Below are 15869 nucleotides of genomic sequence, written 5' to 3'. Positions count from 1 at the left end.
TGATATTAAAGCTTTCTTTAATAATTTTTAAAATAATTTTTGCCAAAAGGGTGACAAAAGCATTTTAAGGGCATAGACTATAGATAAGAAATGATACATAAATTGTTTCTTTTTTGTTTTATATCATCCTTGTAAGCGCTTAGGGTGATTGCTGGTGTTGTCACTTAGTTTATCGTGAATTTAGGAGGAAGATGAAGATGAATAAATCTAAAGCTCATTCACATACTATGTTAAGTCGTAAGGTAAGTTTGGGTGCCGCATCTTTGGCATTCGGTATCGGTTTACTCTTTGCTTCACAAGAGGCTGTGTTAGCAGCTGAAGTTGACCAAGCTGGCGCAGGACAAGCGGACGTGGAATCAAGCGTTGAAGTTGAGCCTGCTGAAACTGTTAACCCCGTTGTTCCTGAAAAAGAGCAAAGCATTGAAGCAGAAGCAAAAGCTGAAACAGCTCTACCAGAAGAAGAGCTTAAAGCTCTGGAAGCAGAATTAGCTGAAATGGCACCTGAAAATCCTGTAGAAGAAAAGGTATCTGAAGCTACTGTTTCAGACCAAACTCCAGCAGCTCCTGCTGAAGCAGTTGAAAAAGAAGACGCAGCTCATCCTGAAGCTCCAGCCAAGGAAGCTACAGATTCAGTAGAAGAAAATAAAGTTAGTGAAAAAGCTGACAGCAAAGACGCTGACAAAGAAACAAACAAGGAATCAAAAGCAGAAAGTAAAGATGGCAGTGAAGAAGCTGCAAAAAGTGAAAAAGAAACAGTAGACGTTGACGAAGCGCCTGCAGAAGAAGAGGCTATTAATTTTGCTGCATTAGAAAATTTCGCTAAGGAAAATCCTGAAGGTTTCAATAAAGTTCTATCTGTTGCTATTGCTGTGTCAGTTCAAGACGAAGACCGTGCGGCTAGTGAAGACGTTCTGAAGACCTTAGGGGAAGTTCTCGTAGATAATAAATTAGATCACGAACTTCTAGAAGAACTTTCTAAATTTGTGATCCGTTACGGCGAATTAGGTCCAGATGAAAGTGAAGTTCACCATATTGTGGAAGGCCAACCAAGTGTTAGCCGGGCTTCTGGCTTCTCCTTCTATGCAGCTGGTGAAGACAAACCTGCCTTTAGCTTTGAAGATTTTGAGAAATTAGTGGGCAAGGTAACTGGGACAACAGATAGTGTCCTTAGCCTATTAGAAAACTTACAAAAAGGGGAACGGCCTGCTGCTGGTATCGGGGCGATCATGGATTCGATCCTACCTGTTAACTTAAACTTCACTAAGATCGGTGAATTAATCCAACGTATCGCTGAACTTAAGGCCGAAGCTGTTCGTCAAGATGTTTATCTTTCAACAGAAGTAGTCGGTGCCATTGCTGAATTAATTCCTTCTGAAGTGACTTTCAATGGGACACCTGTGAACTATGTTTTAGATAAGTTAGGGCAAATGGCTATGGATATCGGCCGTAGCGTTGCAGACGGTATGGTTGTTAGCTACCACCCAGGCAGCTTCTATAACCCAAACACCTTCCGTTTACGCGCTCGCGTCTTGCGCAAGGGTGCCGAATTAATTAAAACAGCTACGACAGAATGGCGGATGAAGCCACAAATCGTTCACTCAAAAGCTGGTTTAGAAATTACTCATGCCTTTATGTCTGTTGTTGATCCTTTCTCAACCGCAGAACGTTTGACTAAGCGTTTAAATGAATTAGAAGCCTTAGAAGTCTTCGGTAATGCTTACCGGAATATCACCCCTAAAGATATTGCTACGACTTATATCAAGGAAAAATTGGACAAGGCTATCTGGGACACCCGCTTCAAACGTGACGAATACATTCTTTCTAAAGTACCATTTGAAGTTTACCACAAGCTAAACAAGGCCATTACACGAGCTGTTGGAGTTCAATTATACTCAGAAACGCGCGTTTATCAAATTGACGACGCGGTTGCTGAACTTGAGGCAGCTTACGGGGAAGCCGTTTCTTACTTAGAAAGCATCCCAGCTGACCAACAAATCGCTCCAAATGCCCTTAAACGCGAATTGAAAGACCTTATTTGGAACACCCGCTTGGAACGCGATGGGTCATTCTTAGCTAATGTCCCAACTGAAGTTTACACGGCACTCAATGCAACATTAACTAAGGCTGTTGGCCTACAATTAGACCTTCATGCTAAAACAGTCGATGTTCAAGCCGTGATGGGTGAAATTAAGACGCAAGTAAATGAGGCTCGTGAAATTGCACAAGCTACCTTAAATACCCGTGCTTCTAAAGAAAGAAAACATGAACTTCGTGACTTGATCCGTGAAGTTCGGAGCATCCGCGATAGCGAATTGCTCGGCAAGGTTTCTTTCAATGCCTACAATAATTTAAATAAAGTGATCACCAAGGCTGTAGGAACTCGCCTCAGCTTGAAGGCCAGCAACGCTGAAGTTGATGAAGCAGCTAATGCCCTTCGTCAAGCCCTCGTTGCAGCCCGAGCTGAACTCGCATAATTGATCAGCTTCCAACTAGCAGACCGCTCTCCTAGAATCGGTCTGCTAGTTTTTTGTTTGTTTGTGGCGATTAGGGACGTTCGGAAAAAAATCATAACAAGATTTGAGGGCTTTTGCCTTGACCTGATGGAAGATTCCATCTACAATAAGGACAACTAACAAAAAATAAGTTAATCTTAATGAGGTGACCTAAATGATTTATAATAATGTATCTGAAGCAATCGGCCATACTCCTGTCATTAAATTAGATCAAACGTCAGAAGATGTCGCTAGTATCTATGTTAAACTCGAATCCCGTAACCCAGGTGGTTCTGTCAAGGACCGTCCGGTTAAGTATATTTTACAGAGCTTGATTGATAGCGGGGAAATCGAAGAAGGCGGGGCCATTGTCGAATCGACTTCTGGTAATACTGGGATTGCTCTAGCCATGTTAGGCGCGGCTTTAAAACTGCGTGTGATTATCGTTATGCCTGAAACCATGAGTATCGAACGTCGCAATCTGATGAAAGCTTATGGTGCTGAACTTATCCTCACTCCTGGTGCTGAAGGGATGAAGGGAGCCGGGGCCAAGGCCGAAGAGATTGCTAAAGAAATTGGTGCTCCTGTTTTTGGACAATTTGTACGTGAAGCCAATGTCCAAGCCCATGTGGAAACAACAGCCCGTGAAATCCTAGAAGATTTGCCAGAGATTGATGGCTTCGTAGCTGGGATCGGTACAGGAGGGACTGTAACGGGTGTTGGCCGTGTGCTTAAAGAAGAGAAGGCGGATGCTAAAGTCTGGGGGGTTGAACCTGAAGCGTCACCACTCCTTACTGAAGGGACGGCAGGCTCTCACAAGATTCAAGGCTTGGGGGCTAACTTTATTCCTAAGATCCTTGACCAATCTGTGATCGATTATATTGATAAAGTGTCTAATGAAGACGCTATTGCAGGGGCTGTTGAATTAGCACATAAATATGGTATTTTAGCTGGCTTCTCTTCCGGGGCTAACTATGTATCTGCCCAGCGTTTAGCTAAAGAATTAGGTCCTGACCACCATGTGTTGACTGTCCTACCAGATACAGGTGAACGTTACTTATCATCTGGAGCTTATAGCAATGAAGACTAAGGATCTGGACGAGACGCGCTGGATAGAACTCGCTCAATATATTTATAAGGAAGACCCAGCGGCAACATCTTGGCAAGAGGTTTATGAGCTCTATCCCGGCATCCGAGCCCTGCGTGACCATGCCCTGGCCCACGCCCTTTACCTAGAAGGGGAACAATTTGAAGCCCGTCGCCTGTCTGAAAAAAGCAAACGGGAAACAGGCATTGAAATTCATCCTGGGGCAGAGATAGGTGATAATCTATTTATCGACCACGGCATGGGTATTGTCATCGGGGAAACTGCTCAGATCGGTAACCAGGTTAAAATCTATCATGGCGTAACTCTGGGTGGGACCGGTAAAGAAAAAGGACGTAAGCGCCATCCAACAATTAAGGACTATGTGGAAATTGGAACAGGTGCAACTATTCTAGGTAATGTAACGGTCGGCCACCATAGCAAAGTAGGGGCTGGCGCAGTTGTTCTAGAAGACGTCCCACCTTATGCAACAGCAGTAGGAGCTCCCGCTCGCATCATCCTCCACGATAAAAATTGGAACCGAATTGGCGAATACGAAATTTAACAAGGGTGTGAGCAGTTGCGTTCAGACTTGAATGACTGGAATCCAAACGGAAAAGAGTGGCTTTAGCCGGTCGTTCCGATTGGGTGAAGTCACTTCAAGACTGCAACTGCGAACCCAACTAACAAGGGTGTGAGCAGTTGCGCCCAGACTTGAATGACTGGAGCCCGAACGGAAAAGAGCGGCTTTAGCCGGTCGTTCCGATTGGGTGAAGTCACTTCAAGACTGCAACTGCGAACCCAACTAACAAGGGTGTGAGAGGATGCGAGAGAAAGGAAGCTCTGGAGTAAAAGGATAGAGAAGGCTATAGGCCTTCGACGGACTTTTACGAAGATGAGCCCTTTCTGCATCCTCGAACCCGGTTACAGGGGGCCAGCAAGAGCGTTGACTTCTCGCCTTTCCCCCTAAATAAATAGACTTAACAAGCGGAGCTAGCTACGTCCTGGCTCCGCTTTTATTAATCGATGTTATCAGTAGGTGGATATGCTATAATCAAGTAAGTAAAGGAGGCTATCTATGATTGGTAAAGTAATATTTGGACCGAAAAAGGCTAATACTTGGGTGATTATCCAGGTTGAATCTCCCAAGGTCCTACAAAAACACCTTGTCACTTATGGAATCGATGCTGAAATGGCAGCCTATGCCCTAGACCGCAATGAAAGGGCTCGGGTCGAATACGACGATGACCATGATTGTTTGCTTCTCATTTATAATGCGCCCAAACGCCGTCTGTCTAATAGTTTTAATGAGACTTTTCCAGTAACTTTCTTTATTAAGGATCAACGAATTATTACTATTTCTAATGAAGAAAACCAATATATTATAGATGGCATGCGGGAAATTTTAGCGGCAGAGAAGAATTATTCCATTCATTCTTTCTTATTTGAGTGTCTCTACTTTATCACCACCTCCTACTTCCCTATTGTTGAATCTATGGTCCAAGAGCGTAACCGTTTGACTAAAGAATTACGGGAGCGGACGACTAAGGATAATTTGCTGGCCTTATCTGACGTTGAAACAGGGACTGCATACTTTCTGACTTCTGCTAAGCAAAACGTCTTACTTCTTGAACAATTCCGTCTTGGTCGAGTCGTTAGGGGCTTAACGGACGATGAAGTGGATGAACTAGAAGACGTTCAAATCGAAGCCAAGCAGCTGGTCGAAATGACCGAGCTTTCTTCACAGATCTTGGAACAACTGGGCTCGACTTTTAATAATGTCTTAAATAATAATTTGAACGAAACCATGCGGGTACTGACTGTCCTATCCATTATTCTTACTATACCTACTATTGTAACGGGCTTTTTTGGAATGAATATGCCTCTACCTGGTGTTGATTCGCCACTGAGCTGGATAGGAACGATTGTATTCAGTATAGTCATTGGCATTATCGTTCATCTTTTGATCAAGTTTTACTTTAAGGATTAGCATGGTGCTAGTCCTTTTACTATTCAACTTATGAATAAATGATAAAACATAAATATTACATATGAAAATGATCTTATATCGGTATTGTCAGATGCTAACTTTGCCGTCCTAAGAATTGACAAGCTAGGAAATAATTGATAATCTTTTAACATTAGAAAATAATAAGAGGGGGAATGTCTGAGTGGATTTAACGGGCACAATGGAAGAAAAAAACAATGAATTGTTTATTGGTGGAATAGGGGTTAAAACACTAAAAGAAAAATATGGCACACCTCTTCAAATTATTGATCAGAAGGCCTTAAAGGAGAAGATTTCTTGCTTTAAGGATAATTTCCAGGTAGATGGACTGGACTGTCGAGTGGTCTACGCTTCAAAGGCCTTTTTGAATAAGTATATGGTCCAATTAGTCAAAAGTTTAGGACTCCATATCGATGCGGTGAGTGGGGGCGAACTCTATACGATTCTCGCCTCTGGTATGCCGGCTGAGCGGATCTATTTCCACGGCAATAATAAGCTAGCTAGTGAGATCCGTGAGGCACTGGAAGCGGGCGTGGGGACCTATGTGGTGGATTCTATTGCCGACTACCAACACCTTAGAGAGGTCGCAGCAGAAGCTGGTCAAAGGATCCGCCTCCTGCTCCGGGTCAATCCAGGCATTGCGGCAGAAACCCACCAGTACATCCAAACCACCACGGAAGATTCTAAGTTTGGGATGTCAATGACGGATTCTAGAATCGAAGGCCTAATCCAGAATATGCTGGCTGATCCCCAGGTTGATTTGGCGGGATTCCACTGCCATATTGGCTCTCAAGTTCTCAAGGAAAACTTCTTCTTTGAAGAAGCTGAAAGTGTCATCTCTTTTGCTAAGAAAATGTCTGAAAATTACGGGATGAAGGTCCAGGAGTTGAATCTGGGTGGCGGCTTCGGTGTCTACTATGCTGAAGGTGATCAGCCTTTTGACTATGCAAGTTTCTTAACCGACTATGCTAAATATATTAAGGAAGAAGCTGCTAAGCAAGGCTTAAGCGAGCTTCAAGTGATCAGTATTGAGCCGGGACGTTCCTTGATCAATGCCAGCGGATCAACCCTTTATACTGTCGGTCAAGTCAAAGTGACAAAAGCAGGTCTGCCCTTTATCTTTGTGGATGGTGGGATGTCCGATAATATCCGACCTGCCCTTTACCAAGCAGAGTATGAAGCAGTACTAGCCAATCGCTTAAAAGATCCTGTTCAAGCGACCTACCGGGTAGGCGGTAAGTTATGTGAGAGCGGGGACGTCCTCTTGAAGGCAGCAGCTCTGCCCGAAGCGGAAGCTGGTGACTTGCTCTTAATGCCCAATACGGGAGCCTATACCTATAGTATGAGTTCTAACTATAACCGGATGGGACGGCCCGCAGTGGTTTTTGTGGAAGATGCTAAGGATCGCTTGGCGGTTAAACGGGAGACTTATGCCGATATGATGCGGAATGATCTCAGCTATGAAATGGATGAATAGAAAGTAGTGATAAAAATGGCGAAAGTTGGAATTGTAGGTTATGGAAATTTAGGGCGTGGTGTTGAAGCAGTTCTTAAGTCAGCCTCAGATTTAGAATTAGTAGGTATTTTTAGCCGGCGCGACCCAGCACAATTGGACACCGAAAGCCCCGCTTATGCCTTAGCTGATATCAGTCAATTTGTTGATAAGATTGATGTCTTAATCCTTTGCGGGGGTTCGCGCTCAGATATCCCAGAACAGGGGCCAGCCCTAGCTGCTAAATTTAATACCGTCGATGCCTATGATAACCATGCGGAAATCCCTGCGTATTTTGACCAAATGGACCAGGTAGCCAAGGAGAATAAAACTGTCGCTGTGATTTCTACAGGTTGGGACCCTGGGCTCTTCTCCTTAAACCGTTTACTCGGTGAGGCCATCCTCCCTGAAGGCAATACCTATACTTTCTGGGGTAAGGGGGTCAGCCAGGGCCATTCTGATGCGGTACGCCGGGTGGAAGGCGTCAAGGATGCTGTCCAATACACTATCCCTAACCAAGCCCTCATTGAAGCCCTCCATGCTGGGAAAAGCATTGACTACAAGCAAGGCACAGCCCACAGTCGTTTAGTCTATGCAGTCTTAGAAGAAGGTGCTGATGCTGACCAAGTAAAAGAAGAAATTGTCAACATGCCAGACTACTTTGCGCCTTATGACCAAGTGGACGTTCATTTTATCAGCCAAGAAGAACTAGACCGTGACCACTCAGGGATTCCACACGGAGGGACGGTTATCCGCCAGGGACAAACGAGTCCTGAACATAAGCAGGTCTATGACTTTACCCTCAAACTAGACTCTAATCCAGAATTTACGGCGGCTGTTAACGTGGCCTACGCTCGGGCTGCAGCTCGCTTAGCCAAAGAGGGGCAATATGGGGCCAAGACCGTCTTCGATATTGCACCTGCCTATCTTTCAGCTAAAGATGGTCAGACCCTGCGCCAAGAGCTCTTATAATCCCAGATAAAAGTTGGAAAACTTGCTCTTATCCTTATCAGATGAAGGAATTATAATGGTTTTTGCTAGAAAAATATGTTATTCTAAAGCTGATAATACTTGGAAAGAGGCGTATATATGAAAGAGACTTATCTATCAATTAGTCCTGAAGTGAAAGAAGCACAAGCTGCAGGGAAGCCAATTGTTGCTCTCGAATCGACGATTATTTCTCACGGCATGCCCTATCCACAAAATGTGGAAATGGCTAAGCAAGTGGAACAAATTATCCGTGACCACGGAGCTACCCCAGCTACCGTTGCGATTATGGATGGTAAGATCAAAATTGGCTTGACTGAAGAAGACTTGGAACGTCTTGCTAGTGAAAAAGACGTGGCTAAAGTTTCTCGCCGGGATATGGCAGAAGTTATTGCCAAGGGCGGTCTCGGTGCCACAACCGTAACTACTACTATGATTGGGGCCCACATGGCAGGCATCGATGTCTTTGTGACAGGCGGTCTCGGTGGGGTTCACCGTGGTTATAATGAACATATGGATGTTTCCGCTGACCTGGAAGAACTTGGCCAAACGCCTGTAACTGTTGTTTGTGCTGGGGCTAAGGCCATCTTGGACCTACCAAGAACCTTGGAATATCTTGAAACAAAAGGTGTGCCAGTGGTTGGCTACCAAACAGATAAACTACCCGCTTTCTTCTCTTCAAGCTCTGATTATGAGCTCAACACACGGGCTGATTCTCCTGAAGCAATTGCCCGTATGATGAAGATCTCACGTGATCTTGAATTGGGGCAAGGGATGTTGGTAACTAACCCAATTAAGAAGGAAGACGAAATTCCTCACGAAGAAATTGACCAAATTATTGACCAAGCCATTCGTGAAGCGGATGAAGCTGGTGTTAAAGGAAAGGATACCACGCCATTCTTACTAGCTAAGATTGTTGAATTAACAGATGGACGCAGCTTAGATGCCAATATTAAATTGGTTTATAACAATGCGGTTCTAGGTGCCCAAATTGCGGTTGCCTATAATGAAATTGCAAATTCATAAGCCATCACATAAGGGCTGGGCATTGAGGCCCAGCCCTTTTTCCAAGTAAAGGAGCATCAGAATGGAAATTCAACCAATCGCTTACATCTACACAGCTTTCAAAGAGAAATTTGGAACCCCCCGACAGAGCTCCTTGGCGACTGATTTGGAGGCCCGGATTGAATTTACCCCAACTTACCGGCAGAAGGACTATATCCGCGGCATTGAGGACTTTGATTATCTCTGGCTCATTTGGGGCTTTTCTCAAGTGGCAGCTGAGCAGACCAAAGCAACGGTGCGTCCACCTAGACTCGGTGGCAACCAGCGCTTGGGTGTCTTTGCGACGAGATCTCCCTTTCGCCCTAACCGTCTAGGCTTGTCTTCTGTGCGCTTGGACCGGATCGAGTGGACTCAAGACAAGGGGCCCCTTCTCTATGTCAAAGGGGTGGATATGGTGTCTGAAACACCGGTATACGATATTAAACCTTACTCAGTTGAAGCAGATTCGCATAGTCAAGCTGCCTCGGGTTTCGTCGACCAAGCAAGTTTTGAGCGCTTAGATGTCAATTTTCCGCTAGCCGAATTAGAAAAGATTCCTGAAGATAAGCGACCGGGTGCCTACCAGGCCTTAGCCTTGGATCCTCGGCCAGCTTACCAGCAACATTAAGAGAAGCGCTACGGCATGCGTTATTATGAACAGAATATTATTTTTACAGTCGCAGATGGCAAGTTACAAGTGATCGAAGTACAAGAATTACCTGAACGTTAAGAAATAGAAAGAGGATCATTATGGGAATGATAATTGGACTCGTTGTTTTAGCACTTATTGCCTTAGTTGTGGTATGGGCTATTGGACGCTATAATCAAATGATTGGCACAGCTGAAATGGTAGACAATGCCATGGCCCAAATTGCGGCTCAAGTGGAATCGCGCTGGGATGCTTTGAGCAATTTAATTTCAGCTACTAAGTCCTATCAGAGCCACGAAGCGGACACTTTGAAGCAAATTGTCCACGAACGCTCTGGGGTCAGCCGCCAGTCGAGTGTCAGCCAAATTGAAGAAGACCAAGCCCAGTTCGAACGAGCCATGCGGGCCATTGACGTGGTAGTCGAACAATACCCAGATCTTAAAGCATCAGGTGTTTACCAACAGACCATGTCGAACGTCGACAAGTATGAAAACAATGTCCGCCAGTCGCGTATGGTCTTTAATGACATGGTGACTAAGTTTAACCGCTTGATCAAGGTCTTTCCTAATTCCATTATTGCTAACTTAACTGGTTTTCAGCCTAAGGATTACTTCAAGTCTAGTCCTGACAAGGCGGAGATGCCACAATGGTAAAGCCTGGACACCAGCGCTTCCTCCTCTTCTTAGTCAGCCTTATCCTTACTGTTATGGTCCTGCCTGGAGAAATAGTCTGGGCCAATGAGAATAAGGGGATCCAGGTCGACGTGACCCTCCAGCCAGATGGCAGTGCCAGGATCCGAGAAGTCTGGGATATGGTTGTCGATGAAGGGACGGAGCTCTATAAACCAATGACCATGCTGGACGACCAAGAACTAGTCGATTACCAAGTTAAAGTTGACGGCCAGCCTTTGACCTACCAAGAAAATTGGGATGTGGAAGGCTCCCAAGAAGAGAAGTCAGGCCATTATGGTCGAGCAGATGGAGAATTAAACTGGGGGATAGGGGCTTACGGGCCTCATACTTATGAAATCTCCTATCAAATTAATAACTTTGTCGCTCAGAGCCAGACCGAACAGATGGTCTTCTGGAAGTTGGTCAATGACTCTATGTCGCCGGCTCCAGAGCAAATTAAAATTAGTCTGCAGTCAGATCTAGAGCCTCTGACCTTAGAGAATAGCTATCGAGCCTGGGCCTTTGGTTTTAGGGGAAAACTCTCCTTTGAAAATGGCAAGATCATAGCTAGCAGTCAGGGAGATTTCGATGGCTCTAATTATGCTACTCTCCTCCTTCGTATTCCGGCTGGGACCTATCAGACCGGCCTCAAAGTGGACAAGTCCTTTGAAGACTATCTCAAGACCGCCTTTGAGGGCAGTGATTATAACTATGAGGACTACGACCCGGAAGCTACTTATGAAGATCTCCAAACCGGGAGTTTGAATGCCAAAGGGCCCTCAGCCTTTGACCGCTTTATGGACCGCCATCTAGGGAAAATCATCCTAGCGGGCCTTGCCCTTGTCGGAGTATCTGGAGCTATGGGCGCTTACCATATCTACAAGCAGCGTAAACTGAAAGCTCGTTATTATCCGACCATGGCCCAGGCAGAAGAGCGTTTGGAGGGCCACTACCACCGGGAAACACCGGCGGAGGATGTCTATCAAATCTATGCCTTATTGGAAGATATGGAAGTTGAAGACCTCAAGGCAAATTATCTCACCGTTGCCTTGCTTGACCTGGTTGCTTCAGGGGCCTTACTTATAGAGACCAACCTAGAATCTGGTCTCTTTAGAAGCAAGGAAGAGAGTCTCTTTAGCCTAGTTGCTGACCAGACACCATCTGGACCAGCTGGGAGTATTTACCAGCTAATGGCTAAGGCTCAAGGTAAGAGAGACCAGCTCAGCCAGTCAGAATTCAGCCATTATGTGGAGAATAACCCAGAAAAATTCATCCAGGCCTTGGCTAAGATGAAGACCCACAGTAAGTCCTATCTGAAGGAAGCTGGCTATTTGAAGTCATTACGAGCTAAAGCAGCCAAGGAAAAGACAGAACGCGACCAGGCGGATGACTTGGTAGACCTGCCACTGACTGATCAAGGTTTTGTCTTTAGAGACCAAGTCGTAGGCTTTAAGAATTATCTTGCCGACTACTCCTTGCTCAATGAAAGAGGGGCTAAAGAAGTTGGTCTCTGGGACCAAATGATGCTTTATGCCGGCGCCTATGGGATCTTGGAAGAAGTAGAAAAGGAATTTGAAAAAGTTTATCCTAACTACTACCAGTATTCTAGCTTCAACCAAGTCCCTCTAATGAATTATTACTGGATCAGCCGGTCCATCAACCAGTCTTATGTGAAGGCAACGAGCATGAGCGAAGTTTCTAGCTCTGGGGGCGGCGGCTTTACTAGTATCGGAGGAGGTGGCGGTTCCTTCGGCGGCGGTAGCGGCGGAGGTGTCCGCTAAGCCTGTCTTTTGAGCTCTCTTTCTTAGGCCTAGGTCTAAGGAAGGGAGTTTTTCTTAGCTTATAAAATTTTAGTCTTCTTTAATTAAATTTATCTAGCTTTCATGTATAATTGAGAAGTTAAGTGAAAGATTATGGAGGTTTAAATGTGAAAAATCAAGAGATAAGTAATGATTTATTTTCTAAAGATTGGTTTTTTAGGATATTCAAAGGTGCCCTAGTTGGGATCGGTGGCATCCTGCCTGGCCTATCGGGTGGGGTCCTCGCAGTTATCTTTGGGCTCTATGATGAAATTTTGAGTTTTTTAGGCAACCTAACCAAGAATTTCTGGCAGAATGTCCGCTACTTTATTCCAGTTGGGATTGGCTTTGTGTTGGGGATCTTGCTTTTCTCCTTTGTGGTTAAGGAAGCCTTTGGAGCCTATGAAGGGCTCTTTACCTGCTTATTTATCGGTTTTGTGATCGGTACCTTTCCTTCCCTCTACCGGCAAGCTGGGGAAGAAGGGCGGTCAACAGCTGACCTGGCTATTATGGGGGTCAGCGCGGTCTTACTCTTCTTGCTGATGGTTGTTGGCGGGAGCGCGCTCACAGCGGTTGAACCGAATTTCTTTGTCTGGTTAATGTCTGGGGCCTTAATTGGTCTAGGTGTCATTGTACCGGGGATGAGCCCAAGTAATTTTTTGATTTACTTTGGTCTCTATGAGAAGATGTCTGCGGGTATCGCAGCTTTGGATTTCTCAGTGATTATCCCTCTCGCTTTAGGGGGCTTATTCTGTGTATTGGCTCTAGCTAAAGTCGCCAATTGGCTTTTTGCCCACTTTTATTCCAAGATGTACCACTTTATCTTAGGAACAGTCATCGGGTCTTCGCTGGCGATCTTCCCGACTGTCGTCTTTCCAACCTTTACCGCGGGGGGGCTGGCAGCTTCTGGATTGAGCTTCTTCTCCAACTTACTTTTATCCGTTTTAATGCTGGTTGCAGGGGTGCTTTTCTCCCTGTGGTTCGCCAAGATTGAAGCTAAATATTCCAAATAAAAAATTGGCAGTCCTAGTTTTTAAACTAGCTACTGCCAATTTTTCTTATTTTTCAGCTAAATAGCGGGTTAGGAATTCTTTCGTTCGTTCATGTTTAGGGTGGTTGATCACCTGGTCAGGTTCGCCATCTTCTACGATGTACCCCTTATCCATGAAGCAGATGCGGTTGGAGACGTCCCGAGCAAAGGCCATCTCGTGGGTAACAACGATCATAGTCAGTCCTTCTTCGGCTAGCTGGGTCATAGTCTGGAGAACTTCGCCGACCATTTCCGGGTCTAAGGCAGAAGTGGGCTCATCGAAGAGAAGTAATTCTGGATCCATGGAGAGGGCCCGAGCAATGGCTACCCGCTGCTGCTGTCCCCCCGAAAGTTGGTGGGGCATGGCATCACGGTAGGGGGCCATGCCGACTTTTTCCAGGTTAGCTAAGGCCACTTGTTCCGCATCTTTGCGGTTGCGTTTCATAATTTTTTCTTGGCCAATCACACAGTTTTCAAGAACGTTCATATTTTTGAAGAGGTTGAATTGCTGGAAGACCATACCAACTTTGGCTCTAAATTTATTTTGGTCAAAGTGGCTGGCGAGAATTGATTGGTCATGGAATCGAATGTCTCCTTCAGTGGGTTCTTCAAGCAGGTTTAGACAGCGCAAGAGGGTTGATTTACCTGATCCGGATGAACCAATAATGGAGATGACTTCACCTGAACTGACTGAGAAATCGATATCCTTAAGTACGACATTATCGCCAAATGCTTTCTTTAAGTGGTCAACATTTAAGATTGCATTAGTCATGAATTTCCACCTCACTTGTTGATGATTGGTAAACAGTATAGGAGTCGCTGCCGCTCATCTTGTGTTCGACGAGACGCAAGATACGGGTCGTGGTGAAGGTTAAGACGAAGTAGATGATCGAGGTAATGAAGAAGGTTTGGAAGGTAAGATAGGTTGTCCCGGCGGCTGAACGGGTCACGAAGAAGAGCTCCGTTACAGCGATTACGTTAAGGACAGAGGTATCTTTGATGTTAATCACAAATTCATTACCCAGGGCAGGTAAGATTGAGCGGATAGCTTGGGGAAGCACCACATAGGTCATAGTTTGGAAATGGTTCATCCCGATTGCCTTAGCAGCTTCACTCTGTCCATCGTCAACACCGATAATCCCGCCCCGGATAACTTCGGCTAGGTAGGCTCCGGTATTCACAGACACGATCAGTAAGGCAGCAAACATGGAGCTCATATCAATATTGAAGAAGAGCTTGGACCCATAGAAGATCAGCATGGCTTGAACCATCATTGGCGTGCCACGGAAGATTTCGATATAGGCCATGATAATAAAGTCAACGATCTTATATAGTGTTTGCCCCAAACGATTATGTTTAGGCACTTTAATGGTCCGGTAGATGGCGATTAAGAGGCCAATGAAGAAGCCCACTAAGGTTGAAACGAGGGCAATGAACATGGTATTTGTTGCCCCTTTGATGAATTGGGAACTGTAGGTCTTCCAGATCCCAGCGACTTCGCCCCAGAAACCTGCTTCTTGGTTTCTTTGGTTGAGATCAACCATGTCTTCCATGATTTGGTTTCGTTCATCTTCAGAGATAGTCGCTAACGCGGCATTGATCTCTGAAGTGAGAGGGGAGGACTTGCGCAAGCCAACCGAAATTGAGCTGGATTGGTCGCCGAGGTCAAAACCTTGGCCTTCTTCAAAGCTCACCATAGTTAAATCATCATTAGCTGCTAAGGCAGCTAGGGCACCTGGCCGTTCGGAGATATAGCCATCGATCTTATCACTGAGTACGGATGAGATCATGGTAGGGAAGGAATCCATGGCGGTCTCTTTTTTAACACCTGGCACCTGGTCGATTAAGTTATAGTGGAAAGTATTTAATTGGCCAGTAAGGCGGCCGCCGTTGAAGTCTTCCAAGCTCTTGGCATTGGCATAAGGGCTGTCCTTGCGGGTGACGACAACGATATCCGAATTATAATAAGGATCTGAAAAGTCAATCTGGCGGAGTCGTTCAGGCGTTGGGGACATGCCCGCGATAATCGCATCAATCTTGCCTGATTCCAGGGCTGGGGGAAGGCCATCCCAATCCAGTTTGACAATTTCCAGCTTGAGCCCTAGCTTGTCAGCCAGGCGCTTAGCAATCTGTAGGTCGTAGCCATTGGCGAATTGGCCGTCTGCATTAGAAATTTCAAAACCACCATTGGCATCGGAAGTTTGGGTCCAGTTGAAGGGCGCGTAGTTAGCTTCCATTCCGACTCTTAGGATCCCCGGGCTTTCCAAACCCTGTTCAATTTTTTCTTGGTTAAACTGCGTGCTAGCTTCTGATTCAGCAGCTTGGGCTGGCTGGGGCAAGACACTTGCAATTGCCAGAAAAACTGTCATAAAAACAGCAAAAAAGGACAATACCTTTCTTGTCATATGTATTCTCTCCAATCTTGATGAAAATTCAACCGACAGAAGCGGTTGACATCTAGTATGTCGTTCTCAATGATACCATGGAACGCCAGGTTTTTGTCAAAAAAAATCATAAAAGCTGAGATTTCTGAAAGGATAAATACAATGGAAATAAAAGCGACTGACTAGCGCCTTTAATCGACTCATGCTAAAATAGATAAAGAATGACCAG

General features: G+C 45.3%; 13 protein-coding genes. 11 read left to right on the top strand and 2 right to left on the bottom strand.

Annotated elements, in window-relative coordinates; genetic code table 11:
• The first annotated feature begins 197 nt into the window (after nucleotides 1–197).
• From QP860_RS02095 to QP860_RS02045, 11 genes are all read left to right on the top strand, one after another.
• On the top strand, nucleotides 198–2474 hold the full coding sequence (locus QP860_RS02095; protein ID WP_070817351.1) for a CAMP factor family pore-forming toxin: 2277 nt from the start codon (nucleotides 198–200) through the stop codon (nucleotides 2472–2474).
• A 193-nt stretch (nucleotides 2475–2667) separates the two neighbouring features.
• On the top strand, nucleotides 2668–3582 hold the full coding sequence (gene cysK / locus QP860_RS02090) for a cysteine synthase A (protein ID WP_070616935.1): 915 nt from the start codon (nucleotides 2668–2670) through the stop codon (nucleotides 3580–3582).
• Nucleotides 3572–4141 carry a serine O-acetyltransferase EpsC gene (epsC, locus tag QP860_RS02085; RefSeq protein WP_070616936.1) on the top strand — a complete coding sequence of 190 codons (570 nt, stop codon included), beginning with the start codon at nucleotides 3572–3574 and terminating at the stop codon, nucleotides 4139–4141. Before cysK ends, epsC begins: the two co-directional genes overlap by 11 nt.
• 513 nt (nucleotides 4142–4654) lie before the next feature.
• Complete coding sequence (locus QP860_RS02080) at nucleotides 4655–5566, top strand: magnesium transporter CorA family protein (protein WP_284912081.1); 912 nt, start codon at nucleotides 4655–4657, stop codon at nucleotides 5564–5566.
• 181 nt (nucleotides 5567–5747) lie between these two features.
• Nucleotides 5748–7061, top strand: a complete 1314-nt coding sequence (gene lysA, locus QP860_RS02075) for a diaminopimelate decarboxylase (RefSeq protein WP_070616938.1) — start codon at nucleotides 5748–5750, stop codon at nucleotides 7059–7061.
• 15 nt (nucleotides 7062–7076) lie between these two features.
• Nucleotides 7077–8048 carry a diaminopimelate dehydrogenase gene (locus QP860_RS02070; RefSeq protein WP_070616939.1) on the top strand — a complete coding sequence of 324 codons (972 nt, stop codon included), beginning with the start codon at nucleotides 7077–7079 and terminating at the stop codon, nucleotides 8046–8048.
• 117 nt (nucleotides 8049–8165) lie between these two features.
• The gene (locus QP860_RS02065) at nucleotides 8166–9089 is read left to right on the top strand and encodes a pseudouridine-5'-phosphate glycosidase (protein ID WP_070616940.1); all 924 of its coding nucleotides are present in this window, start codon (nucleotides 8166–8168) and stop codon (nucleotides 9087–9089) included.
• Nucleotides 9090–9150: 61 nt separating this feature from the next.
• Nucleotides 9151–9735, top strand: coding sequence for a tRNA (N6-threonylcarbamoyladenosine(37)-N6)-methyltransferase TrmO (gene tsaA / locus QP860_RS02060; RefSeq protein ID WP_284912080.1), 585 nt, complete (start codon nucleotides 9151–9153; stop codon nucleotides 9733–9735).
• A 122-nt stretch (nucleotides 9736–9857) separates the two neighbouring features.
• On the top strand, nucleotides 9858–10409 hold the full coding sequence (locus tag QP860_RS02055) for a LemA family protein (RefSeq protein ID WP_246818912.1): 552 nt from the start codon (nucleotides 9858–9860) through the stop codon (nucleotides 10407–10409).
• Nucleotides 10403–12208 carry a DUF2207 family protein gene (locus tag QP860_RS02050; RefSeq protein WP_070616942.1) on the top strand — a complete coding sequence of 602 codons (1806 nt, stop codon included), beginning with the start codon at nucleotides 10403–10405 and terminating at the stop codon, nucleotides 12206–12208. Before QP860_RS02055 ends, QP860_RS02050 begins: the two co-directional genes overlap by 7 nt.
• Before the next feature lie 146 nt (nucleotides 12209–12354).
• Complete coding sequence (locus QP860_RS02045) at nucleotides 12355–13239, top strand: DUF368 domain-containing protein (protein WP_210382775.1); 885 nt, start codon at nucleotides 12355–12357, stop codon at nucleotides 13237–13239.
• A gap of 45 nt (nucleotides 13240–13284) precedes the next feature.
• On the opposite strand, the gene QP860_RS02040 is transcribed toward QP860_RS02045, so the two are convergent.
• Nucleotides 13285–14028, bottom strand: coding sequence for an amino acid ABC transporter ATP-binding protein (locus QP860_RS02040; RefSeq protein ID WP_070616943.1), 744 nt, complete (start codon nucleotides 14026–14028; stop codon nucleotides 13285–13287).
• Nucleotides 14021–15661, bottom strand: a complete 1641-nt coding sequence (locus QP860_RS02035) for an ABC transporter permease subunit (protein WP_070817350.1) — start codon at nucleotides 15659–15661, stop codon at nucleotides 14021–14023. Before QP860_RS02035 ends, QP860_RS02040 begins: the two co-directional genes overlap by 8 nt.
• Between the last annotated feature and the right edge of the window lie 208 nt (nucleotides 15662–15869).

The sequence above is a fragment of the Aerococcus sp. UMB1112A genome (genome assembly GCF_030230715.1).
Classification (GTDB): Bacteria; Bacillota; Bacilli; order Lactobacillales; family Aerococcaceae; genus Aerococcus.
This window is presented reverse-complemented; position numbering and strand designations above follow the sequence as displayed.

Bases quoted from the DNA above. Each gene is read 5' to 3' on its own strand.
- QP860_RS02095 (WP_070817351.1), top strand. From the start codon at position 198: ATGAATAAATCTAAAGCTCATTCACATACTATGTTAAGTCGTAAGGTA.
- cysK (WP_070616935.1), top strand. From the start codon at position 2,668: ATGATTTATAATAATGTATCTGAAGCAATCGGCCATACTCCTGTCATT.
- epsC (WP_070616936.1), top strand. From the start codon at position 3,572: ATGAAGACTAAGGATCTGGACGAGACGCGCTGGATAGAACTCGCTCAA.
- QP860_RS02080 (WP_284912081.1), top strand. From the start codon at position 4,655: ATGATTGGTAAAGTAATATTTGGACCGAAAAAGGCTAATACTTGGGTG.
- QP860_RS02070 (WP_070616939.1), top strand. From the start codon at position 7,077: ATGGCGAAAGTTGGAATTGTAGGTTATGGAAATTTAGGGCGTGGTGTT.
- QP860_RS02065 (WP_070616940.1), top strand. From the start codon at position 8,166: ATGAAAGAGACTTATCTATCAATTAGTCCTGAAGTGAAAGAAGCACAA.
- tsaA (WP_284912080.1), top strand. From the start codon at position 9,151: ATGGAAATTCAACCAATCGCTTACATCTACACAGCTTTCAAAGAGAAA.
- QP860_RS02055 (WP_246818912.1), top strand. From the start codon at position 9,858: ATGGGAATGATAATTGGACTCGTTGTTTTAGCACTTATTGCCTTAGTT.
- QP860_RS02050 (WP_070616942.1), top strand. From the start codon at position 10,403: ATGGTAAAGCCTGGACACCAGCGCTTCCTCCTCTTCTTAGTCAGCCTT.
- QP860_RS02040 (WP_070616943.1), bottom strand. From the start codon at position 14,028: ATGACTAATGCAATCTTAAATGTTGACCACTTAAAGAAAGCATTTGGC.
- QP860_RS02035 (WP_070817350.1), bottom strand. From the start codon at position 15,661: ATGACAAGAAAGGTATTGTCCTTTTTTGCTGTTTTTATGACAGTTTTT.